Raw genomic sequence first — 24,445 nt, forward strand, 5'->3', positions numbered from 1 at the left:
AATTTGCACACACCACGGAGGCGTTATGTTTGAAAATCTGGGCATACTGAATATCGGTACTTATATTATCGGCGTTATTTTTATTATCCTTGTGCCGGGGCCGAACTCACTGTATGTCCTTAAATCCAGTGCGACATTCGGATATAAAAAAGGTTACCAGGCCGCACTGGGCGTATTTACCGGTGATGCGGTACTGATCATGTTGTCATTTCTGGGCGTGGCCTCAGTGATTAAAGCCTCTCCGGCATTATTTACCGCCGTGCGTTACCTCGGTGCCGCGTATTTATTGTATCTGGGACTGAAAATCCTCTATGCCACCTTTATGCAGAAGAAGGGGCATCATGAGGATAAGCCGCTGAAAGCGGAAAATGCCTTTAATAAAGCCCTGATCCTGAGCCTGACAAACCCGAAAGCGATTCTGTTTTATGTCTCTTTCTTTATCCAGTTTATTGATTTTAATTATTCTCATCCGGCGGTGAGTTATGGCGTGCTGGCGCTGATTCTGGAAACGGTCAGTTTTTTGTATCTCTCCTTTTTAATTTACAGCGGCACTAAATTATCACAGTTCTTCCGCCACAAAAAACAGGCGGCAAAAGTGGGCAACAGCACCATCGGACTGTTTTTTATGGGCTTTGCCGCCAAACTGGCGCTGTTTACGGCGTAAAGAAACTGCCTGCCTGACAAAAGTGACGCTATACTGTGCCTGATTTTAAATAAGCAGGTATCCACGTGACTGACAGTACAACACCTTATAATAATGATGAATTCTGGATGAGGCAGGCGCTGGCGCTGGCAGAAGAGGCGGCGCTGGCCGGAGAGATCCCGGTCGGGGCTGTGCTGGTGAAAGATAATCAGCGCATTGCCGGTGGTTTCAATCAGCCGATCCTCAGCCATGACCCGACAGCCCACGCTGAAATTGTTACGTTGCGCGGGGCCGGGGCGGTGCTGGAAAATTACCGTCTTACCGATGCCACACTGTATGTCACCCTCGAACCCTGCATGATGTGTGCCGGGGCACTGATCCACAGCCGGATCAAACGTCTGGTGTACGGCGCGGCAGAGCCGAAAACCGGTGCTGCGGGGTCATTTATTGATTTGCTGACCTTACCGCGTCTCAATCATTATATGGAAGTGACAGGGGGCGTGCTGGGGGAGGAGTGTTCGGCAATGCTCAGTGAATTTTTCCGCCACCGCCGTGCGGAGAAAAAAGCCCTGAAAAAACAGCATGCGGAAAGTCAGAAATCAGAGAATGAGTGATCAGTTTGGTGCGGCAGAGGTCAGAATCTCTGCCGTTTCTTCCTGCGGCTGCTGTAACAGCAGCTCTTCCTGATGTAAATCGAGATAGCCCTGTAAACTGAGCTGGTAACGACGCACCCCTTCCACATAGCGGTAAGCTTCGTAACCGCGCGCATAGCCGTACGGCAGAGACTGATAATAGGCTTTTTTGCTCAGCAGCGGCAGACGGGATTTCACATCCAGCCAACTGTCCGGATCCGCCCCCTGCATCTCGGTCAGTTTGCGGACATCCAGCATATGACCGTAGCCCATATTATAAGCGGCGAGGGCAAACCAGATTTTTTCATCATCGGGGATGGAATCCGGCAGTTTGTCCATCAGGTAATTTATATATGTCCCGCCGCCCTTGATGCTCTGCTCCGGGTCAAGGCGATCCTCAATCCCGAAGAAATCCGCCGTCGGCCGGGTCAGCATCATAATGCCGCGCACGCCGGTCGGTGAGGTGGCGGTCGGGTTCCAGTGTGATTCCTGCCAGGCTATCGCAGCCAGTACCTGCCAGTCCATTTTCCCCGCGTACTTTTCAAACAGCGGGCGGTAAGTGGCCAGTTGGGTGTTGATGGCATTAATAAAGGTTTTGGTATCCACATAATTAAACTGATTCATGTGGCTGAAATACTTCTCTTCCAGACGCGCCAGGGTGTCGGTTTCCCGTGTCTGGTTGAAAAAATCGAGCAGGGCGGCATTCAGGCTGCTGTCTTCACTGCGTTTCAGATACCAGGTCAGCGGCTGGTTTTCTGTGACCTCAAAGGCCACCGTGACATTCGGATGAATATGCTGTTCCTGTGCCACGCTGACAGAATCGCTGACGACATAATCAATCTCACCTTTTGCCAGGCGCTGGAGCAGATGGCTGCTGTTTTTATCGGCAATTTCACGGATATCCAGATCCGGATATTTATCTGCTTTGAGCTGGCGGAGCAGGCGGGCGTGAGCACTGCCGGCTGTGACCCAGACCGGAGAGCCGAGATCGCCCAAATCCCGCGGACGTTTGTTACCCATGCGGTAGAGAAGCTGCTGTGCGACGGTGTAATATGTCGGGCCGCTCAGCGCGTTGTCCAGGCGGTCTTCATTATAGATAAGCCCTGCGGCGAGCAGATCGGCATCATTATTGGCAAGGTCGCTGAACAGGTCATTGACACCGTCGCGTTCCCGCACCACCAGTTTTACCCCGAGGTAGTCCGCGAAACGCTGCGCCAGTTCGTAATCAAAACCGCTGGCCTGTCCCTGCTTATTAAAGCTGATAAGCGGTGATGCCACTGCGCTGACACGCAGTTCCCCCCGCGCGAGAATACGGTTGAGCTGCGGCTGCTGCGATGGCCAGCTGATATTGATGGCGATCAGCGCCGCCGCGAACAGCGCGACGACGACGATAACGACATAATTTAGCTTTTTATGTACCAAAGGCGCATCTCACCGGTTACACAAAAGGATTCATTCTGAGGCATAAATTACCATGGTTATATTTCCAGTAATCGGACATTTTGCTCAACATTTTGTCACTGTGCAACTTTATTCCGTTTTCCGGGGCTGAAATCCGGAAAAAATCCCCCCGGGAAAAAACGTCACGCAAACGGTTTCGTCGGCGTCAGTATTGCTCTATAATGTGCCCGTTTCCCCTCCGGGCCGATGGCTCTGCGTGTTAAAAAGAGAGAACTGACAACTATGGAAATTTTGCGTGGCTCACCTGTGTTATCTGCGTTTCGCGTATCAAAATTTATCAGCGCGTTCACTGAACACCACCTGCCGGTGACCAACATCTATGCGGAATATGTGCATTTTGCTGATCTTTCCGCACCCCTGACCGACGATGAGCACACCAAATTACAGCAGCTGCTCCGCTACGGCCCGTCGCTGGCAGAGCATGCGCCGGAAGGGATCCTGTTTCTTGTCACGCCGCGCCCGGGAACATTATCTCCCTGGTCATCGAAAGCCACGGATATCGCGCATAACTGCGGTCTGTCAGCCGTTACCCGGCTGGAGCGGGGAATCGCCTACTATATTACTACCACAGGGCTGACAGAGAATGAACATCAGCAACTGAGTGCGCTGTTGCATGACCGCATGACAGAAACGGTTTTCAGCGAACTGTCACAGGCACAGGCGCTGTTTGCCCGTCATGAACCGGCACCGCTGACCGTGATTGACCTCGCGGGTCAGGGCCGCGCGGCACTGGAAAAAGCCAATATATCGCTGGGGCTGGCGCTGGCGGAAGATGAAATCGATTATCTGGCGGATGCATTCACGAAACTCGGCCGCAATCCGTCCGATGCGGAACTCTATATGTTTGCCCAGGCAAACTCCGAACACTGCCGCCACAAGATTTTTAATGCGGACTGGGTGATTGACGGCGAAGAGCAGCCGAAATCTCTGTTTAAGATGATTAAAAATACTTTCGAGCAGACACCGGATCATGTGCTGTCCGCGTATAAAGATAACGCGGCGGTGATGGAAGGCTCCTCCGCCGGACGTTTCTTCCCGCAGGGGGAAGACCGCAGTTATCAGTATCATCAGGAAGAAACCCATATCCTGATGAAAGTGGAAACCCATAACCACCCGACCGCCATTTCCCCGTGGCCGGGGGCGGCAACCGGCTCCGGCGGTGAAATTCGTGACGAAGGCGCGACCGGGCGCGGCGCCAAGCCAAAAGCGGGATTAACCGGTTTTTCTGTCTCCAACCTGCGTATCCCGGGCTTTACCCAGCCTTGGGAGCAGGATTTCGGCAGACCGGACCGCATTGTCAGCGCCTATGACATCATGACTGAAGGTCCGCTCGGCGGCGCGGCATTTAATAACGAATTCGGCCGTCCGGCACTGCTCGGCTATTTCCGGACCTATGAAGAGAAAGTCAGCAGCCACAACGGCGAGGAACTGCGCGGCTACCATAAGCCCATTATGCTGGCGGGCGGTATCGGTAATATCCGTGCTGATCACGTGCAGAAAGGAGAGATCCCGCCGGGGGCGAAACTGATTGTATTAGGCGGCCCGTCGATGAATATCGGCCTGGGCGGTGGTGCGGCATCTTCCATGACATCCGGTCAGTCGGATGCGGATCTGGATTTTGCCTCTGTGCAGCGCGATAACCCGGAAATGGAGCGCCGTTGCCAGGAAGTGATCGACGCCTGTTGGCAACAGGGGGATAACAACCCGATTCTGTTTATCCATGATGTCGGTGCGGGCGGTCTGTCCAACGCCATGCCGGAACTGGTCAGTGACGGCGGGCGCGGCGGACGTTTCGAGCTGCGCGATATCCTCAGTGATGAGCCGGGTATGAGCCCGCTGGAAATCTGGTGTAACGAATCCCAGGAACGCTATGTGCTGGCGGTCTCGCCTGAGCAGTTGCCGCTGTTTGAGGCACTCTGTCAGCGCGAGCGCGCGCCGTATGCGGTGATTGGTGAAGCGACAGAAAAACGTGACCTGATCCTGAATGACAGCCATTTTGATAATCAGCCGATTGATATGCCGCTGGATATCCTGCTGGGTAAAACCCCGAAAATGCGCCGTGATGTCACCACACTGACCGCGGAAGGCACACCGATTGATCGCCGCGATATTAATCTGCATGAAGCGGTAAAACGCGTGCTGCACTTACCGGCGGTAGCGGAAAAAACCTTCCTGATCACCATCGGTGACCGCACGGTGACCGGCATGGTTTCCCGTGATCAGATGGTCGGCCCGTGGCAGATTCCGGTGGCGGATTGCGCGGTGACCACTGCCAGCCTTGACAGTTACTATGGCGAGGCAATGTCCATCGGTGAACGTGCGCCGGTTGCTCTGCTTGATTTTGCCGCTTCAGCGCGTATGGCGGTGGCGGAAGCGCTGCTGAATATTGCCGGTGTGCAGATTGGCGATATTAAGCGGATTAAATTATCCGCCAACTGGATGGCCGCAGCCGGGCATCCGGGCGAAGATGCCGGGTTATATTCAGCGGTGAAAGCGGTGGGTGAGGAGTTATGTCCGGCGCTCGGCCTGACTATCCCGGTCGGCAAAGATTCCATGTCGATGAAAACCCGCTGGAACGAGCAGGGCGAAGAGCGCGAGATGACCTCGCCGCTGTCGCTGGTGATCACGGCATTTGCCCGTGTGGATGATGTGCGCCGGACCGTTACTCCGCAACTGCGGAGTGATGTGCCGAACCGTCTGCTGCTGGTGGATCTGGGGGAAGGCCGTAATACCCTCGGTGCAACCGCGCTGGCGCAGGTGTATCGTCAGCTGGGACAGAAAGGTGCGGATCTGCGTAATCCGCAGGCGCTGCGTGCATTCTTTGACACAATGCAGACCCTGGTGCGGGATGAAAAACTGCTTGCGTATCATGACCGCTCAGACGGCGGCCTGTTTGTCACACTGGCGGAAATGGCCTTTGCCGGACACTGTGGTGTGAATGCGGATATCAGTGCATTTGATGAGGATATCCTCGGCGCGCTGTTTACCGAAGAGCCGGGGGCTGTGCTCCAGGTGCGTGAAGCGGATCTGGATGGCGTTGTGCAGGCCTTCACCGATGCCGGTCTGGCAGATATGCTGCATGTTCTCGGTGAAGCTGTACCGGGGGATGATTTTGTTGTCCGCAGCCATAATACAGAAGTCTATCACCAGTCCTGCCGTGAACTGCGGATCATGTGGGCGGAAACCACCTGGCAGATGCAGCGTCAGCGTGATAACCCTACCTGTGCGGATGAAGAGCATGAAGCCAAGCAGGATCTGACAGACCCGGGCCTTAATGTGGTACTGACGTTCGATCAGAATGACGATATCGCCGCGCCATATATTGTAAAAGGCGTGCGTCCGCGTGTCGCGGTGCTGCGTGAGCAGGGGGTTAACTCCCATGTGGAAATGGCGGCCGCCTTCCACCGTGCCGGGTTTGATGCCATCGATGTGCATATGAGTGACCTGCTGAACGGGCACCTTCCGTTGGACAGTTTTCAGGCGCTGGTTGCCTGCGGCGGCTTCTCTTACGGGGACGTACTGGGTGCCGGTGAAGGCTGGGCGAAATCGATTCTGTTCAATCCGCAGGTACGGGATGAATTTGCGCAGTTCTTTGCGCGTCCGGATACCTTATCACTCGGGGTCTGTAACGGCTGTCAGATGATGTCAAACCTGCGGGATCTGATTCCGGGGGCGGATTTATGGCCGCGCTTTACCCGTAACCGCTCTGAACGTTTTGAAGCGCGTTTCAGTCTGGTCGAAGTGGCACAAAGCCCGTCACTGCTGCTGAGCGGCATGGCCGGTTCGCGGATGCCGATTGCGGTCTCTCACGGCGAAGGGCTGGCGGAATTCCGTGATGCAGCACATCAGCAGGCGCTGACGGAACGCGGCCTGGTGGCGCTGCAATATGTGGATAACTACGGACAGGTCACTGAACGCTATCCGGCCAACCCGAACGGCTCACCGGACGGTATCACTGCAGTCACGACCGATGACGGACGTACCACTATTATGATGCCGCATCCGGAGCGTGTTTTCCGTACCGTCAGCAACTCCTGGCATCCGGAAAACTGGGGAGAGGACGGACCGTGGTTGCGGATCTTCCGTAATGCCCGCAAACAATTAGGCTGATAAACACGCGGGTATAACTTTTCAGTTTTACCCGCTTTTTTACTTACCACAATAATATTACCGCAATAATAAATCCTCTCTGCTTCTGTCAGTTGCTGAACAGTATTGATAATCGTTATTAATTAGTTCCCACCTGAATACAAACATAAATAATAAGATAATCTATTTAAAAATAGTATTTTAGCCAGTTTAAAATTCCACTGTATCGATATTGCCATCCAATTATATTCAATAATGATTTTATCAGTAATGTGATGAAACATAGTTTCATTATAATTTTTTTCGTTGAATACGTAGTTTCACCATGTTAGCATTTGCAAACAATAATGATAATGCGAATAGATATCATTTGCTTTCAAATAAAGTTAACCAAATGAAAAATAAAGATAAATTACTTATTGCAGCTATTACAGGCAGTTCATTTTGTAGTTTTTATACACATGCAGCTCAATATAACCCCGATAACCATATTAAGGTTGCGGTTAAATCGGATGCACACGCAGAGACAGATGATCCTCTGTCGTCTCAAACGATAACAGAGCAGGAAATAAAGGATTCACCATCATCTAATAGTAACCTGAGTGATTATTTGAAAGCCGTCCCTGGTGCCCGTGTGGAGAGTAAATCAGAAACAGGATTTACCAATGGTGAAATTAAACCGCTCTCTGTTTCCATTAACGGTGCGCCTTCAGAACAGACGGCGTATATGATAGACGGGGTGAATATTAATAACGATATTGACCCGGCTTCCTCCTTATTTGATGGCACCATGGGCGTCAATCCGAATAAGAGTTCAGAGCAGGCTTATTTCTTTGATGCGAAACTACTTTCGGGAATAACGGTTTACAGTAATAACGTTCCGGCAAACCTGGGCGGATTTACCGGCGGGGCAGTTGTGGCGGAAACCCGGCAGTACAGCGGGGAAAATCACGCATCAGTCAGTTACCGTACCACCCGGTCCTCCTGGGCATCATTAAAAGCGGATGAGGCTGTAAAAGACGCGCTGGATAAAAAAGTCCCCAACGGAATGAATGCAGAATTTCAGCCCGTTTATAAAAAGGAATTCTTTAATCTGACGGCGGAATACGGATTAACGGAGAATACCGGTATGGTATTCGGCTTCAGCCGCCGTGATTCTGATATCCGCCAGACCCGGATGCTGAATTCGAAAGGAGAGACGGATAACCGTAATCACACCCGCCGTTCCGATAATATGCTGGTCAATTTTAACTGGACACCGGATACCGGCCGGACACTGGAAGCCGGGTTCCGCATGTCAGATTATAAAGAGGGTAAGTTTTACGCCAATAATATTGATAATAACGTCAATGATACCCATCAGGCTTACGGTACGACGATCCGGTATATTCAGTCTGTGCCGGGCGGTAAACTGACATCAACGGCAGCATATGACAAGTTTTCCGATAAACGCCGTTCCAACAGTACCGAAGCCAGTGTGGTGACTGACCTGGATACCGGTCTTGATTTTGAAGAAGGCGGTTATGGTAACAGTCAGCTGACGCAGGAAAATATCAATTTAATTCTGGATTATAATGCTGACCCCGTATTCTTCGGAAATACAGAGCACGTTTTCAATACAGGGGCAGATTACCGTCATACGGCATATGCGTTTAAGCGGGATGAAGATGTTCACTCAACGGTATCATTAATTGACAGTACCGGCCGGGATGTTCTTTTAAGTGAACTGACCGCGTCAAAAGGAACCGTAAATACCTCTCATCAGAATTATGCACTTTATGCTCAGGACACGATTAAAACCGGTGATTTCACATTCCGTCCCGGCTTACGTCTGGAACGGGATAATTATTTAAGTAACACAAATATCGCTCCCCGTTTTACGGCTTACTGGCAGGCATTACCGGATACCCGGTTTAAGTTCGGACTTAATCGTTATTACGGACGTTCATTTGCCACGATGAAGTTATCCGGGAAAATACTGGAACTGAATCAGGATCGTACCCGGGATTACCGTTCACTGACACATTTAAGTACGCCGCATTCCGATGAATTGAACTTCGGGGTTAATCAGGACTGGAATAACTGGCGTATTTCCGCAGATTATACATACAGAAAGTATAAGCAGCGGATTGTGGTTAAGCGCAGTACTCAGGATGATAAGAAAGTTGATTCATTCACCAACGGCGATGATTTTAATGCTCAGATTTATACGCTGCAAATAACCAATAAAACACCGTGGACTCTTGGTGCGACAGAGTGGAATACCACATTAGGTGCTGACTGGCTGAATACCGGCAGAGCCGATCTTGAGAAAACATTAGATCCGGATGAGGCGGTTATTCTTGATGGACGTCTGATGTCCCGTGCTCAGATGGAAAAAGAAGTCAATAATAATGAAGAGGAGTGGATGGTCCGTCTGGGTGTTGATATGAAGATCCCGGATAATAATATTACCTGGTCGAATAAATTTTATATTAAAGCACCGGTCCATTCTTATGCAGAAACCAACAGTACGGATGATATTACTGTTTATAAAACGCAGAACTTCGGAACACATACTCAATGGGATACCAGCCTGAGCTGGCAGCCGGCTATTTACGGTTCACATCAGCTTTATTTCCGTGCCGAAGTACTCAATGTGCTGAACCAGGTCAGGAAAATGGAAAATAAAGGCTACAGTTCAAATGAGTACGGAATTTATACTCCGGGACGTGAATTCTGGCTTGAAGTCGGTTATGAATTTTAATTGAGACATAAGAAACTGCCGGCGGAAATTCTGTTTTCTGCCGGCAGCCCATGACAAAACACAGTATGAATAGTAAATCTGAATTAAATAAAAATAAATTTATCAAACAGGTCTGGAGCCTGGCCTGTCCGTATTGGAAAAGCCGGGAATGGAAAATAGCCTGGCCGCTGATTATTTCTGTTATTGCACTTAATTATATTGTTGTTGAAATTGCAGTGAAATACAGCGACTGGAACCGTGATTTTTTTAATCTTATGCAGAATAAGGACTGGGATAATTTCTGGCCGATGCTGAGTCAGTTTGTTCTGATCATGGTGGTTTATTCTTCTGTCGATCTTATTGAAGAATATTTGCGCCGGACATTACGTATCCGCTGGCGGGGCTGGCTGACAGAGCGGTTTCTTACGCAGTGGCTGAGCCATAAGCGTATTTACCGGCATCAGCTTTTATACAAAGAGAGTGATAATCCGGATCAGCGTATTGCTCAGGATATAAAAGAATTTTGCGATCAGACATTGCAGCTGGGACTGGGATTACTGCGGACTATCACCAGTCTGGTGTCTTTTACCGTTATTTTATGGAATCTTTCCGGAATACTGACATTTGAACTGGGCGGAATGACATGGGTAATACCGGGATATATGGTATGGGTGGCAATATTGTATTCCGTTATCGGTACATGGCTCACCCATAAAATTACCAGAAAACTGATCCCGCTGACATTTCAGCAGGAAAAATGTGAAGCCGATTTTCGTTTTCATCTGATGCGGGTAAAAGAATACGCGGAATCGATCAGTTTTCTGCGCGGTGAAAAGGCGGAATTATCCTCATCAAAACGGTTATTCGGGAAAATATGGCAGAACTGGCAATATCTGACCGGAATGAAAATGAAATATCAGGCCTTTAACAGCGGATATAATGAGGTCGCCCGCATTTTCCCGTATCTGGTGGCATCGCCGCGGCTGATGAGCGGCAGCCTGCAACTCGGGGATATGATGCAGACCGCAACCGGATTTTACCGGGTACAGGAAGCATTCAGCTGGTTTGTCGATTCTTATGAGTCAGTGGCAAACTGGCGGGCAGTCACCGGGCGTCTGGTGACATTCAGTTCGCAGCTGGATTCTATTACCGGCACCGGCACAATCCGTCAGTCTGATTCTCCCGAATGGTCTGAGTTATCAGTATTTTTACCGGATAACCGCCCGGTTCAGGAAAATATGTCCGGTGCCTTTCCGGACAGCAGCTCAATAACAGGCCCGTCGGGATGCGGGAAAAGTACATTCCTGCGCACACTCGCCGGATTATGGCCGCATTATAAAGGTTCATTATCCATGCCTCCGGATAATAACTGCATGTTTATTCCCCAGAAACCGTATTTACCGGAAGCCACATTGCGGGAAATTTTAATATATCCCCATATTCACGGGGAATATGACGATGCATTGCTGGCCGGTGCATTAACGGATGTGGGACTCAGTCATTTTATTCCTGAACTGGATACCGTGAAAAACTGGCAGCACACATTATCCGGCGGAGAACTTCAGAAAATAATGCTGGCGCGGTGTCTGATACAAAAACCGGCCTGGCTGTTTCTCGATGAGGCCTTATCCGCACTCGATGAGGAAAATTATAAAACACTGAGCCGGTTACTCAGGGAAAAACTGGCTCACAGTCATATTATCGAAATATCTCACAGGGAAGACGTGAGAAATGATAAGCCCGGGTTGATTTTATGAAAAGAATACTACTGATAACCGGCATGTTATTTATTTTGTCCGCCTGTTCCGGTCAGCAGACACAGGTTAATGACCTGCTGAAAATGAAAACACTCCGGTATGACCCGGCAATAGAAACCGGCACGCTGAATAACGGATTTCGTTATTTTCTGGCGGAAAACAGCACACCGGAGAAAAAAGTGTATATCCGGCTGGTTGTTAATGCCGGATCAATGAATGAGGATGATGACCAGAGAGGCGTTGCACATATTGTCGAACATATGGCATTTAACGGAACAACGCATTTCCCCGGTAATAAGCTGATCCGTGACCTGGAAAAAGCGGGATTAAAATTCGGTATTGATATTAATGCATTCACGGATTTTGAAAATACGGTCTACACATTAAATCTGCCGGACAATGACCCGGTAAAAATTAACCTTGCGCTGGATATTGTTGCTGACTGGGCAGGGCGGGTAACCATAAATCAGGCGGACCTGGATGCAGAAAGGGGCGTTGTTCTGGAAGAGTGGCGCGCCAGACTGGGAGCTATGCTGCGGCTGGGGGATAAAAAGAGCGCCATTGAGATGGCGGGGTCGCGCTATGCATTACGTGACCCTATCGGGGATGCGGAAACAATACAGAATGTCAGCCGTAAACGGGTGGCTGATTTTTATTATCGCTGGTACAGACCGGATAATATGTCTCTGGTAGTCGCCGGGGATATTAATAAACAACACATCCTGTCTCTGCTGAAAACAAAATTAACGATGCTTCCGGTCAGAACAGATCCGCCTGAGATGATTGATTATTCTGTACCGTTGCCGGAACACTGGCGTACGGCTTTTGTTCATGAAGATGAAATCCGGACACCGGCGGTGGAAATCAGTTTTTTCAGTCCTTATCAGGAGGATTATTCACTGGCCCGTTATAAGGATGATCTGGTTAATCAGATTATGACCCGGCTGATAAATATCCGGTTACAACACCTGGAAAAAGAGAATGATGAGTTTATCAGTACCGCGAATTATTACTCTTCAGCGACCGGACGGGAAACCATACAATCTGTATTTTCCCTGCAATTATCAGATGAAAAATATGATGAAGCCACACTGAGTATTTTTAATTTTCTTGCTACTGTTGAGCAGCAGGGTTTTACACAGGCTGAACTGGATGAAGAGCTTGAGCGGTTAACCCGCCTTAATGAAAAACAGAAAGATAAAACCATTTACAGTATTGATCTTGCGGCGGATATGATGACGGCGGCAGCCAGTCATCAGCTGCTTGCAGGGCAGAATGATAAATTTCTTCTCAATCGCTATTATCTGAAAAATATCACCTTAGCCGATGTGAACAGCGCATTTCATACTATGACAGCCGTGAAATCCCGGTTGGTGATGATAACGCATCCGGAGAAAATACAGCCGCAGGCCATGGATGCGGCAGCACTGGAAAAAAACTGGATTGAAAGTCACCGGCTACCACAGAAAAAATGGGACCCGGCCGCAGAACAAATAACAGAACTACCGGATATTAATGTCACGGACGGTAGTGTGAAACTTATCAGAACGGCTGAAGAATATAATATCAGGGAATATCAGCTGAGTAACGGCAGCCGGTTAATCTATCAGTACAATAATGATAATCCGGGAAAAGTGTTCTTTAAGGCGCTGACACCCGGCGGATTACGGTCAGTACCGGATGACGATTATCATGCGCTGCGGATTGCCGTCAGCCTGACGGATGAAACCGGTTTTGGCCGTTATCCGCTATCCGCATTACAGGCTGTTTTTAATAAGAGTCCGGTGGTAATGTCAACATTACTGGATGAGCATCAGCAGGGTTTTTCCGGCTGGGCAGAGACGGATAATCTTGAAAAAATTCTGACGCTTTTTCATCTGAAATTAAATGAAAGCCGGGTAACGGAAAAAGTATGGCGTAAATATAAATCGGAAATGGATAAACAGCTGGCTGAGAATAATAAAGACAGTCAGCATCTCTTTATGCAGAAAATATCATCACTGCGTTATCCGGGTAAACATACCATATATGATGCCACACAGCAGGATCTTGACGTACTGAGTGCGGAAAAACTGACGCAATTGTATGAACGTTATATCAGTAATAAAACCGATTTTACGTATTTTATTACCGGTGATATTCAGCCCCGCGATGCGGAAAAAATTGCAGGAAAATATCTGGCATCTGTTGGTGTAAAAAAGGATGGCAGAGAACCCGTTGCGATTGAAGCCGGAACACCGGAAACACCATTAATTGTCAGGGGATTGCAGGAGCCGCGGGCTGAAGTGGAGATCTATCTTGTCCGCAAAAATGGCTGGCGGCCGGATAATGCCTATTATCTGGAGATCGGCGGTGAGGTGATTCAGGAAAAACTGCGGGAAAAATTACGTGAGGAAGCATCAGGTGTTTACAGTGTCACCGCATGGTTCTGGCACAACCCGTCTGAAATACAGGATGAGGGACGGATCATGTTCACCTGTGCACCGGAACGGGTGGATGAACTGATTGCCCTGAGTGAACGCGTACTGACGGAATTTGAGCACAACGGGATTGATCGGCAGGTATTCAGAAATAAAATCGTTCAGAGCCGCAATATTCTTGAGCGAACCCATAATTCGGTGACCGGCATACTGGAAGATATTGAACGCAGTTATATGCTGACCGGCGGCCCGTTATTAATCGGCGCTTCACTGCGGGCAAATGAAAAGGCATCTCCGGAAGAGACTGAAATGGTTTTACAGGACTTTTTACGTCATGCCGGAAAATTCCATGCGGTATTACTGCCTGCGGAGTAATCAATGAATCGCTGCAAACTGGCCGGTTTATTCTTTTCTCTGTGTCTTCACGGCGGACTGCTTATTTTTTTATTCTGTATCAGCCAGACTGATTATGCGGAAAACGGCAATATAAGGACGGATAACCGCAGTGCCATGTTATTGCTGCCTGCGCCGGAAAAGGCGGAGGAACACTCTCCGGATATACCGGAACAGAGCGAGAAAAGCCTGTTACCGGTGATAAGCCCGGCAGCGGATAAAAAATCAGAATGGCAGGCGGAAAAAAACAGAAAAAAACGTGAGAATAAACTGCGGCAGAAAATTAAAAAGCCGGTTACTGCACCGCGGCATGATAAAGATGTGCATAAACCGGCAGAGGTTCCGGATACCGGTTTACAGTCATCTCTGTCGGCCGGAAATCATAACCTGACAACAGCCGATACCGTTGCCGGGCAGCGGAGTGACGACGAGCTGTGGTTATACCGGGAAAAAATGCGCAGAGAGATCCTGCGGTATATTTATTATCCTGCCAGAATCAGAAAGGTCAGCGCAGCCGTTGATATTAATGTCAGTATTTCCGGAACCGGTACACTTTCTGACCCCGTGGTGATCAGAAGTTCGGGGAACCGGATACTGGATAAAATTGCGCTCAGTGCGGTCAGTAAATATCAGCCGGTAGGAATTCCGCCACCGGGGTTGGACAAAAGCATTGTCCTGACGGTGGATTTTATTAAGTAAACTGCGTGTTTGTTTGCATGTCCGGTATAAAAAATCACCTGTGTCATAAAATAACGACAGTCATCATTTTTAATGTCTCCAAAAGGAGACATCTAATGCATTGATATTTAAAGAGGTAAAAAAGAGCAAAAAAGACTGTCGCAAATCAGAGACGTTTTTTTGTAAAACGGGGAAGAAACCGGAAGATAAGATGCGTATGACAGCACGCCGGAAAAAAATAGCGGGTGATGAAAAATATTTTCTCTTTAATAACAGTGTATTGAATTTTATTTTTCAAAGTTGGCACAGCAGTTGCAATGTCTTCTGCAGTTGCTCATTCAATTTTTTATGTCGGCCCGCAATATGGCGGAAACATGCCACATAAGCCCGGGAATGATGCCAGAGTAAGGTGCCTACCGTCCGTTAATACCGATAACTGCGCAAGCTTTATCAGACACAGGGCGACACGTTGAGTGAGGCACCACCTTAATCTCACTGACGGGACGGCAGGAAACTGTCGTCCCGTCATCATTTTATACCTTCCCTGCATTCTTTCTGTTCTCTTTTTCGCACAGATGCATCCTGATCCTTTTCTCTTATCCCGGATCCGGTTAGCATCATGCTCATGACAACAGGTTAAGAGATGACAATCTTGAAAAAATGGCGATTATTTCCGCGCTCGCTGCGTCAGTTGGTTGTGGTGGCATTCTGTCTGGTATTGCTGCCGTTGCTGGGACTGGCATGGCAGGCGTATCAGAGCTTTGATGAGCTGAGTAATCAGGCGGCGCAAATCAGTATCTCAACTGTACAGGATGCGCGGCGCAGTGAGGAAATGTCGAGCCTGGCGCTGGAAATGGAGCGCAGCTACCGCCAGTACTGTGTGCTGGGTAATGAAACCCTGAAAAATGTCTGGCACAAACAGTATCTCCGCTATGAGGACTATCTCGCCCGCCAGAAACAATCCACCCCGGATCCGCGTTATACTGATGATATCGCCGGCAGCCTCGGACAGTTGTCTGTCCTCCAGTGTGAGAACGGCGAGCCGGTTGCGGCGATGACCACTCACCTGGAAGCCTTTGCCCGCAGTAACGCTGATCTGGTGCAGGCTATCCGTGAGGCGAATTTCCGGCGCGGTGAGGAACTTCAGAATGCCATCGCCCGCAAAGGCCAGTCATTCGGCTGGCAGAGCCTGCTGGTGTTTGTCCTGAGCACCGGCCTTATCATTCTGTTTACCCGCATGATTATCGGGCCGGTAAAAGTGATTGAGCGGATGGTTAACCGCCTGGGGGAAGGGCGCAACCTGATACAGCGCCTTGATAATTTTAACGGCCCGAGAGAACTGCGCTCGCTGGCGCTGCGGATTGTCTGGCTGAGTGAGCGCCTCGACTGGCTGGAATCCCAGCGTCATGAATTTCTGCGTCATATTTCCCATGAACTGAAAACCCCGCTGGCCAGTATGCGTGAAGGTACCGAACTGCTGGCGGATGAAGTCGCGGGGCCGCTGACGGCGGATCAGAAAGATGTGGTATCAATACTGAGTGAAAGCAGCCGCCATTTGCAGGTGCTGATTGAACAGTTGCTGGAGTATAACCGCACGCTGGTGGACAGCCCGACAGAAGCCAAATGGGTTAACCTCGATACGGTAGTGCATGAGGTGGTTAATGCCCACAGCTTACCGGCGAGAAGCAAAGAAATCACTACAGACCTTGCTCTGGATGAAACAAGTGTCTGGGCTGAACCCGTCTTATTAACACGTGTACTCGATAATCTCTACTCAAATGCGGTACACTATGGCGCTGAATCGGGTAAGATCCGGATAACCAGCCGGAAAGCCGGTCAGCATATACAGATTGATGTCGCCAATACCGGTACGCCGATCCCGGAAGAAGAGCAGGAAATGATCTTCGAACCGTTCTATCAGGGCTCGCTTCAGCGCAAAGGTGCTGTCAAAGGCAGCGGGCTGGGACTGAGTATTGCCCGGGATTGTATTAACCGGATGGGCGGCGAACTGATATTAGTCGGTTCTGAAGGTGCGGATGTGTGCTTCCGTATTCAGCTTCCGTTCCACACCTTACTGGAATAACAGGTCAGCATTAACTTGAAAATGACATTTAAGTCCCTGATTGCCGCCGTCCCGCTGTTGCTGGCCGGTTGCGTAAAAACCGCAACGCCGCCGGATCTCTCCGCGCTGGCCTCTGTCGTCCTGCCGCAGGAGCGGACGGCGGATTACCGGATTGCGGACTGCCACGCTATCTGGGAACTCAACTCTGCGGCCGCGACAGAAAACGCGCTTTACTGGCTGCGGATGATGGATTGTGCTGATCTGCTCAGCAGTGATACAGCCCGCATTATGGCGGGGAAAATCACCCCGGACAGCTGGGATACCGCACTGCGTCAGAGCATTCTGCTTAATAACACCGGTACCTCCGCCAATGACAAGCGTAAGGTGCTCGAAACCCTGAATGCCTACAGTGCCGGGTTCCCGGTCTCCCTGCGTCCGCTGATGACCCTGTGGCGTGATCAGCTGAAACAGGCGATTGCCCTGAGTGACGAACGCCAGCGCTACCGCCGCCTGCAGAGCGATACGGACGGCAAAATTGATCAGCTGCGTGCGGTTAACTCCCGCCTGCAGTTTGAATTACAGAATACCACCCGCAAGCTGGATAACCTGAGCAACATTGAGCGCCAGCTGGCCGGCCGCAAACAGCCGACCAAAGCGGATGCGGAACTGGAAAATGCGCTCGAGGAGCGCCGTGAGGCATTAGAAGAGGCGGCAGGTACGGCAGAGCCGAAACCGGCGGAAGCAAAACCTGCTGATGCTAAACCGGCAGAAGCCAAACCGGCAGCCGCAGAAACAAAAGCCGCAGAAACGAAACCGGCACAGGAAAAAAAGGAGTAACCCCGGCATGACAGCACGCCGCAGCGCAAACTTATTATTGGTTGATGATGATCCGGGCTTACTGAAACTGCTGGGTATGCGCCTGAGCAGTGAAGGTTTCCGGGTATCAACGGCAGAAAGCGGGCCTGAAGCGCTGAAGGTACTCAATAAAGAAAAAATCGATCTGGTCATCAGTGACCTGCGGATGGATGAAATGGATGGTATGGCGCTGTTTGCCGAGATCCAGAAAACCCATTCCGGCATGCCGGTGATTATCCTGACAGCCCACGGCTCCATTCCGGATGCCGTGGCCGCCACCCGTGAAGGTGTGTTCAGCTTTCTGACCAAACCGGTGGATCGCGATGCATTATATAAAGCGATTGACGATGCGCTGGCACTTTCCACCACCACGGTCAGTGATGAATCCTGGTGTGAAGGGATTGTGACCCGCAGCCCGCTGATGCTGCGTCTGCTGGAACAGGCACGTATGGTGGCGCAATCCGATGTCAGTGTGCTGATCAATGGTCAGAGCGGTACCGGGAAAGAGGTACTGGCCCAGGCTATCCACAAAGCCAGTCCGAGAGCGAAAAAACCGTTTATCGCCATCAACTGTGGTGCACTGCCGGAGCAGTTGCTGGAATCCGAGCTGTTCGGCCATGCCAAAGGTGCCTTTACCGGCGCTGTGAGCAGCCGGGAAGGGCTGTTCCAGGCGGCAGAGAGCGGCACACTGTTCCTCGATGAAATCGGGGATATGCCGATGCCGCTGCAGGTCAAACTGCTGCGTGTTCTGCAGGAGCGCAAAGTGCGCCCGCTCGGCAGTAACCGCGACATTGATATTGATGTCCGCGTCATTTCCGCGACACACCGCGATTTACCCAAGGCGATGGAAAAACACGAATTCCGTGAAGATCTCTACTACCGCCTCAATGTGGTTAACCTGAAAATTCCGACACTCCATGAGCGGGCTGAAGATATCCCGCTGCTGGCCAATCATATTCTGCGCGAAGCGGCGAAAAAACATAAGCCGTTTGTCCGCAGCTTCTCTCCGGATGCCATGAAATGCCTGATGGGCGCGAGCTGGCCGGGCAACGTCCGTCAGCTGCTTAACGTTATCGAGCAGTGTGTGGCGCTGTCCACCGTGCCGGTGATCAGTGAGGCTCTGGTGACTCAGGCGCTGGAAGGAGAAAATACGGCGCTGCCGACCTTTGCGGAAGCCCGTAACCAGTTTGAACTCAATTATTTACGCAAACTTCTCCAGATGACCAAAGGTAACGTGACCAATGCTGCCCGTCTGGCAGGGCGTAACCGGACAGAGTTCTATAAATTACTGTCCCGTCATGAGCTGGATGCGGCCGACTTTAAAGAATAAGCAAAGAATCGGTGTGAACCGGCACATTTTGCTATCATCTTCATTATTAGCTGTTTTATTATTAATTTTTACATACGGTGAGATCTATCCCGGGAGAGCAGGATTTTATGCGTCGTACACTTAATATCGCCCTGGCCCAGCTGAATTTTCTGGTCGGAGATATCGAAGGCAATGGTGAACGTATTCTGAAAACCATGGCGGAGCAGCAGGCGGCAGGGGCTGACCTGGTCATGTTTTCCGAACTGGCATTGTCCGGGTATTCACCGGAAGACCTGGTTTTCCGTCCCGATTTTCATCAGCGGATAGTGCAGAGCCTCACCCGGATCCAACAGGCCAGCGGTGACTGTGCTGTGCTGGTGGGACACCCGTGGCAGGAAAACGGTCACATTTATAACGCCCTCTCTTTCTTTGAGAAAGGGGAACTCCGCGCCCGTTATTTCAAACAGGAACTGCCGAACTACGGCGTGTTTGATGAAAAACGCTGGTTTACGGCAGGGACAGAAACCTGTGTGATTGATTTTCGCGGCTACCGCCTCGGGTTACTTATTTGTGAGGATATCTGGACTGACGGTCCGGTTGATGCCCTGAAAGCGGCCGGTGCGGAAATTATTCTGACACTGAATGCGTCACCGTATTCCACTGATAAAATTGATACCCGGGATGTGCTGATACAGGCACACTGCCGCCGTACCGGGCTGCCGCTGGTCTATCTCAACCAGGTCGGCGGGCAGGATGAACTTATTTTTGATGGTGATTCCGCTGTTTTCGCCGCAGATGGCAGCGTAACGCATCGTCTTGCTGCGTTTTCAGAGCAGGTCGCGCAGTGTCACTTTACGGATTTAACCATCACGCCGATGGTGGATCCGGCACCGTCGTTACCTGTTCTGGCTCAGGTTTATCAGGGGCTGGTGATGGCAACGCGGGATTATGTCCGCAAAAATGGTTTTCAGGGAGCGCTGCTGGGCCTGTCCGGCGGGATCGATTCCGGCCTGACTGTCACCATTGCTGCAGATGCACTGGGTAAAGATAAGGTGCAGGCGGTGATGATGCCGTTCCGTTACACCTCGGATATCAGCATTCACGATGCCCGTGAGCAGGCAGAGCTGCTGGGGGTGGAATTTGATGTGGTGTCGATTGAGCCGATGTTTGAAGCCTTTATGCACGAACTGGAACCGAAATTCGCCGGAACACCGGTTGATACCACCGAAGAGAATTTACAGGCACGCTGCCGTGCGGTGATCCTGATGGCGATGTCCAACAAACGCCGCCGCATTGTGCTGACCACCAGTAATAAAAGCGAGTGTGCGGTTGGTTACTCCACACTGTACGGGGATATGGCCGGGGGCTTTAATGTCCTGAAAGATGTGCCGAAAACTATGGTGTTTGAACTGGCAAGATACCGCAACACACTCTCTCCGGCGATTCCGGAGCGGGTTATCACCCGTCCGCCGTCAGCAGAGCTGGCACCGGGTCAGCTGGATCAGGACAGTCTGCCGCCGTATGACATCCTCGATGCCCTGCTGGCCGGGTATGTTGAAAAAGATATGTCCGCAGATGAACTGATCGCCGCCGGGTTTGATGAAGCGGTGGTCCGCAAGGTTATCCGGCTGGTGGATATCAATGAATACAAACGCCGCCAGTCACCGGTGGGACCGCGCATTACCGCCCGGAACTTTGGCAAAGATCGCCGTTACCCGATTACATCCGGGTTTGGCCGCAAAAATTGGTAACAGGATCTGACAATGAAAAAGATTGAGGCAATTATTAAGCCGTTTAAACTCGATGATGTCCGCGAAGCTCTGGCCGAAGTGGGGATCACCGGGATGACCGTGACAGAGGTGAAGGGTTTCGGCCGTCAGAAAGGGCATACGGAACTGTATCGCGGTGCGGAATATATGGTGGATTTTCTGCCGAAGGTAAAAATTGAAATTGTTGTCGCCGATGACATTCTCGAAACCTGTGTGGAAACCATTATGCAGACGGCGCAGACCGGTAAGATCGGTGACGGTAAAATCTTTGTGTTCGATGTGGCACAGGTTGTCCGGATCCGTACCGGGGAACAGGATGAAGATGCTATCTGAGTTCTGCTGAGCATCCCTGCAAATTAAACGTATCCGGCGGCTGTTATTTCTGACACCGCCGGATTCTTTTATCTGTCAGTAAAAGGAGAAGACTGTGCGGACAATACATGTGCGGGCAATACAATGGATAGTGGCGGTGTGTGTTGTGGTTATTATTCTGGTTATGGCCGGTATTATTATTCTGCAGTCAGCAATGAAAGACCCCGGTCAGCATGAATTACCGGCACTTTTTGCGGAGGTTTCCGGGATGAATTTAAATAAAGAAGAACAGGATGAGCTGGAAACGTGTATCAATTCGGCCAAGGTGATGTATTTCTCACAGGCAGTAAAAAAATGTGTGAACCGGGCCCGGTATAAAAACTGACGGGCAAAAAAAAGAGTAACAGTGAACCGGGCGAAAGGATGGGATAGATATAAATTCGGCGGTTATGTCACTGTTACTCAAATGTGCTTCAGCTTAAGCACATACGCTGAATATCCAGCGTGTTGTTATTGTTGTTCTGTCGCGATTATAAAATTTTGTGCGGACCGAAACATTCATAATGGATCTGGTCTGCATTAACGCCCATTGCAGTCAGCTGACGCGCAATGTGCTGCATAAAGGCTACCGGGCCGCACAGGTAATAGTGGCGGGTTTTACTGAGCAGAGCATCCTGCTGAGCCGTTAAATCCATCAGCCCGGTCAGGTGCGGATGAGCTTCATCTGCGCGCGGCTCTCTGTACCAGACGGTCTGGCTGAACGCAGGCAACTGCGCACCAAACCGGTTTACTTCCTCCGCAAAGGCATGCACGCCGCCGTGCTCTGCCGCGTGCAGCCAGGTCACATCCGCCGGATGCTGTTGTGCGGCGAGTGTCTGCAGCATAGCCATCATCGGTGTTAAGCCGACACCGGCTGAAATCAGGACCACCGGGGTTTCTTTTTCTGCCTCCAGGAAGAAATCCCCCAGCGGTGGTGTCAGTCTGACCACATCGCCTTCCTGCACATTAGCGTGCAGCCAGCCGGAAATCGTACCTTTGTCTTCACGTTTGACCGCAATCCGGTAGGTTTTACCGTCCGGTGCCTGCGTCAGGGAATACTGGCGGATCTCCTGATTTTCCAGCGCATCATCATTGATATAGACACTGATATACTGCCCCGGGCGGTAATCCGCGACAGGCTTATCATCAACCGGCGCCAGTTCGAAACTGGTAATAAGTTCACTCTGCGGCTGTTTGCGGATCACGCGGAATTCACGCAGTCCTTCCCATCCGCCCTGTAAAGCCGCTTTTTCCTGATACAGCCCGGCTTCGCGCTGAATAAAGATATCCGCCAGCACGCCGTACGCTTTCCCCCAGGCGGTAAGGACTTCCTCACCCGGATTGAGCAACTCTTCAATGGTGGCAAGCAGGTTTTCCCCGACAATCGGATAATGCTCAGGTCTGATCATCAGACTGGCGTGCTTGTTGGCAATTTTTTCCACTGCCGCACCCAGTGCGCCGAGGTTATCAATATTCATGGCATAGGCGCAGACCGCATTAAACAACGCTTCACGCTGTGCGCCGTTCTGCTGGTGGCTCATGGTGAAGATATCTTTTAACTCCGGGTGCTGACGAAACATGCGGTCATAGAAATGGGCGGTCAGTTTCGGGCCGGTGGCGGCAATCAGCGGGGCGGTGGATTTTACGGTGGCGATAGTTTGTGCATCGAGCATAGCAGGGCTCCTGAAAAAGCATCACATCAGTGTGAAATTTATAACATGTATTTTTTATGCAACTTATAATACAGGGCAGAATTTGTAAAGCGCAAATTTTTCTGCTGTTTCTGAAAATCCGGTGAAAATAGCGAAATTGATCAGTGAGCGTGGGTAAGAGGGGATCACAAATCCGGTATTGTGTCCGATGGACAGGATATTCTTATGAAATAATAAGCATGCTAATTACCTGATTTTACCGCTATGCAATCGTTTGCGTATTTTTTGTTTCCGGGGCTATCTCAATTCAGAAAAAGGGTTTACACTGTAGGGCATTCGTCCCCGGAAAGGGGTGTTTTTTTATCGGCATCAGGCGAGTCAGGAGAAGCGAATGTTAAAGCGTGAAATGAATATTGCAGATTACGACCCACAACTCTGGCAGGCGATGAAAGACGAAGATCGTCGTCAGGAAGAGCACATTGAATTAATTGCCTCTGAAAACTATACCAGCCCGCGCGTTATGGAAGCTCAGGGCTCCCAGCTCACCAACAAATATGCAGAAGGGTATCCGGGCAAACGCTACTACGGCGGCTGCGAATATGTGGATATCGTTGAACAGCTGGCGATTGACCGTGCAAAAGAACTGTTCGGCGCAGACTATGCCAACGTTCAGCCGCACTCAGGTTCCCAGGCTAACGTTGCAGTGTACTCCGCACTGCTGTCACCGGGCGATACAGTATTAGGGATGAACTTAGCGGAAGGCGGTCACCTGACTCACGGCTCTCCGGTAAACTTCTCCGGTAAACTGTACAATATCGTCCCTTACGGTATCGATTCTGCCGGTAAAATCGATTATGACGATGTCGCTGAACAGGCGAAAAAACATCAGCCGAAAATGATCATCGGCGGCTTCTCTGCCTACTCCGGTGTGGTTGACTGGGCGAAAATGCGTGAAATCGCTGACAGCATCGGTGCTTACCTGTTTGTTGATATGGCCCACGTAGCCGGTCTGGTTGCTGCGGGTGTTTATCCTAACCCGGTTCCGCATGCTCACGTTGTCACCACTACCACGCACAAAACCCTGGCGGGTCCGCGCGGCGGGATGATCCTCGCGAAAGGCGGTGATGAAGATCTGTACAAAAAACTGAACTCAGCGGTATTCCCGGGTAACCAGGGGGGGCCGCTGATGCACGTTATCGCCGGTAAAGCCGTGGCGTTAAAAGAAGCAATGGAGCCTGAATTTAAAGCAAATCAGGTCCAGGTTGTGAAAAATGCCAAAGCAATGGTTGAAGTCTTCCTGAACCGTGGTTATAAAGTGGTGTCCGGCGGTACTGAGAACCATCTGTTCCTGGTGGATCTGGTCGATAAAGACATCACCGGTAAAGATGCGGATGCGGCACTGGGCCGTGCAAACATCACTGTCAACAAAAACAGTGTGCCGAACGATCCGAAGAGCCCGTTTGTGACTTCCGGTATCCGTGTCGGTTCCCCGGCGATCACCCGCCGCGGCTTCAAAGAAGCAGAAGCCCGTGAACTGGCCGGCTGGATGTGTGACGTGTTAGATAACCTCAATGATGAAGCGACCATTGAAGCTGTGAAACAAAAAGTTCTGGCTATCTGCGCGAAATATCCGGTTTACGCATAATCGC

At 50.5% G+C, this 24,445-nt stretch carries 16 protein-coding genes; 14 read left to right on the top strand and 2 right to left on the bottom strand.

What is annotated here, in order from left to right:
* The first annotated feature begins 25 nt into the window (after positions 1-25).
* Together leuE and tadA are read left to right on the top strand one after the other, a co-directional pair.
* Positions 26-664, top strand: a complete 639-nt coding sequence (leuE, locus tag X965_RS13750; RefSeq protein ID WP_004236962.1) for a leucine efflux protein LeuE — start codon at positions 26-28, stop codon at positions 662-664.
* Positions 665-729: 65 nt separating this feature from the next.
* Positions 730-1,257: a tRNA adenosine(34) deaminase TadA gene (gene tadA, locus X965_RS13755; RefSeq protein WP_004241953.1), complete on the top strand. Its 528-nt coding sequence runs from the start codon at positions 730-732 to the stop codon at positions 1,255-1,257.
* Here tadA and mltF read toward each other — a convergent pair whose 3' ends face one another.
* Complete coding sequence (gene mltF, locus X965_RS13760; RefSeq protein ID WP_004236959.1) at positions 1,258-2,697, bottom strand: membrane-bound lytic murein transglycosylase MltF; 1,440 nt, start codon at positions 2,695-2,697, stop codon at positions 1,258-1,260.
* Positions 2,698-2,958: 261 nt separating this feature from the next.
* Between mltF and purL the strand changes: the two genes are divergently transcribed.
* The 11 genes from purL to X965_RS13815 all read left to right on the top strand — a co-directional run bounded on the left by purL (position 2,959) and on the right by X965_RS13815 (position 21,490).
* Positions 2,959-6,846, top strand: coding sequence for a phosphoribosylformylglycinamidine synthase (gene purL, locus X965_RS13765; protein WP_036418559.1), 3,888 nt, complete (start codon positions 2,959-2,961; stop codon positions 6,844-6,846).
* A gap of 373 nt (positions 6,847-7,219) precedes the next feature.
* Positions 7,220-9,571: a TonB-dependent siderophore receptor gene (locus tag X965_RS13770; RefSeq protein WP_036418499.1), complete on the top strand. Its 2,352-nt coding sequence runs from the start codon at positions 7,220-7,222 to the stop codon at positions 9,569-9,571.
* A gap of 65 nt (positions 9,572-9,636) precedes the next feature.
* On the top strand, positions 9,637-11,307 hold the full coding sequence (locus X965_RS13775; protein WP_230587921.1) for an ABC transporter ATP-binding protein/permease: 1,671 nt from the start codon (positions 9,637-9,639) through the stop codon (positions 11,305-11,307).
* The gene (locus X965_RS13780) at positions 11,304-14,102 is read left to right on the top strand and encodes a pitrilysin family protein (protein WP_036418502.1); all 2,799 of its coding nucleotides are present in this window, start codon (positions 11,304-11,306) and stop codon (positions 14,100-14,102) included. The genes X965_RS13775 and X965_RS13780 overlap by 4 nt, the downstream gene beginning before the upstream one ends.
* Positions 14,103-14,105: 3 nt before the next feature.
* On the top strand, positions 14,106-14,819 hold the full coding sequence (locus tag X965_RS13785) for a TonB family protein (protein WP_004236952.1): 714 nt from the start codon (positions 14,106-14,108) through the stop codon (positions 14,817-14,819).
* 622 nt (positions 14,820-15,441) lie between these two features.
* Positions 15,442-16,881 carry a HAMP domain-containing sensor histidine kinase gene (locus X965_RS13790; protein WP_004241960.1) on the top strand — a complete coding sequence of 480 codons (1,440 nt, stop codon included), beginning with the start codon at positions 15,442-15,444 and terminating at the stop codon, positions 16,879-16,881.
* A 21-nt stretch (positions 16,882-16,902) separates the two neighbouring features.
* Positions 16,903-17,697 carry a two-component system QseEF-associated lipoprotein QseG gene (gene qseG, locus X965_RS13795; protein WP_036418504.1) on the top strand — a complete coding sequence of 265 codons (795 nt, stop codon included), beginning with the start codon at positions 16,903-16,905 and terminating at the stop codon, positions 17,695-17,697.
* A gap of 7 nt (positions 17,698-17,704) precedes the next feature.
* Positions 17,705-19,045: a two-component system response regulator GlrR gene (glrR, locus tag X965_RS13800; RefSeq protein ID WP_036418506.1), complete on the top strand. Its 1,341-nt coding sequence runs from the start codon at positions 17,705-17,707 to the stop codon at positions 19,043-19,045.
* Between the two features lie 107 nt (positions 19,046-19,152).
* Positions 19,153-20,775, top strand: a complete 1,623-nt coding sequence (locus X965_RS13805) for an NAD+ synthase (RefSeq protein WP_036418507.1) — start codon at positions 19,153-19,155, stop codon at positions 20,773-20,775.
* 12 nt (positions 20,776-20,787) lie between these two features.
* On the top strand, positions 20,788-21,126 hold the full coding sequence (glnB, locus tag X965_RS13810; protein WP_004236946.1) for a nitrogen regulatory protein P-II: 339 nt from the start codon (positions 20,788-20,790) through the stop codon (positions 21,124-21,126).
* Positions 21,127-21,220: 94 nt separating this feature from the next.
* Entirely contained in the window at positions 21,221-21,490 is a 270-nt protein-coding gene (locus X965_RS13815) for a hypothetical protein (protein WP_125112263.1), read from the top strand.
* A 145-nt stretch (positions 21,491-21,635) separates the two neighbouring features.
* Here X965_RS13815 and hmpA read toward each other — a convergent pair whose 3' ends face one another.
* Positions 21,636-22,817 carry an NO-inducible flavohemoprotein gene (gene hmpA, locus X965_RS13820; protein ID WP_036418509.1) on the bottom strand — a complete coding sequence of 394 codons (1,182 nt, stop codon included), beginning with the start codon at positions 22,815-22,817 and terminating at the stop codon, positions 21,636-21,638.
* A gap of 370 nt (positions 22,818-23,187) precedes the next feature.
* On the opposite strand from hmpA, the gene glyA reads away from it, so the two are divergent.
* Positions 23,188-24,441: a serine hydroxymethyltransferase gene (glyA, locus tag X965_RS13825; protein ID WP_004236943.1), complete on the top strand. Its 1,254-nt coding sequence runs from the start codon at positions 23,188-23,190 to the stop codon at positions 24,439-24,441.
* Positions 24,442-24,445: the final 4 nt, after the last annotated feature.

Source organism: Morganella sp. EGD-HP17 (genome assembly GCF_000512315.2).
Classification (GTDB): Bacteria; Pseudomonadota; Gammaproteobacteria; order Enterobacterales; family Enterobacteriaceae; genus Morganella; species Morganella morganii.

What these genes read in the sequence shown, in the direction of transcription:
- glnB (WP_004236946.1), top strand. Translation starts at nt 20,788, where the DNA reads ATGAAAAAGATTGAGGCAATTATTAAGCCGTTTAAACTCGATGATGTC.
- X965_RS13770 (WP_036418499.1), top strand. Translation starts at nt 7,220, where the DNA reads ATGAAAAATAAAGATAAATTACTTATTGCAGCTATTACAGGCAGTTCA.
- purL (WP_036418559.1), top strand. Translation starts at nt 2,959, where the DNA reads ATGGAAATTTTGCGTGGCTCACCTGTGTTATCTGCGTTTCGCGTATCA.
- leuE (WP_004236962.1), top strand. Translation starts at nt 26, where the DNA reads ATGTTTGAAAATCTGGGCATACTGAATATCGGTACTTATATTATCGGC.
- hmpA (WP_036418509.1), bottom strand. Translation starts at nt 22,817, where the DNA reads ATGCTCGATGCACAAACTATCGCCACCGTAAAATCCACCGCCCCGCTG.
- qseG (WP_036418504.1), top strand. Translation starts at nt 16,903, where the DNA reads ATGACATTTAAGTCCCTGATTGCCGCCGTCCCGCTGTTGCTGGCCGGT.
- X965_RS13785 (WP_004236952.1), top strand. Translation starts at nt 14,106, where the DNA reads ATGAATCGCTGCAAACTGGCCGGTTTATTCTTTTCTCTGTGTCTTCAC.
- X965_RS13780 (WP_036418502.1), top strand. Translation starts at nt 11,304, where the DNA reads ATGAAAAGAATACTACTGATAACCGGCATGTTATTTATTTTGTCCGCC.
- glrR (WP_036418506.1), top strand. Translation starts at nt 17,705, where the DNA reads ATGACAGCACGCCGCAGCGCAAACTTATTATTGGTTGATGATGATCCG.
- glyA (WP_004236943.1), top strand. Translation starts at nt 23,188, where the DNA reads ATGTTAAAGCGTGAAATGAATATTGCAGATTACGACCCACAACTCTGG.
- X965_RS13790 (WP_004241960.1), top strand. Translation starts at nt 15,442, where the DNA reads ATGACAATCTTGAAAAAATGGCGATTATTTCCGCGCTCGCTGCGTCAG.
- X965_RS13775 (WP_230587921.1), top strand. Translation starts at nt 9,637, where the DNA reads ATGAATAGTAAATCTGAATTAAATAAAAATAAATTTATCAAACAGGTC.
- X965_RS13805 (WP_036418507.1), top strand. Translation starts at nt 19,153, where the DNA reads ATGCGTCGTACACTTAATATCGCCCTGGCCCAGCTGAATTTTCTGGTC.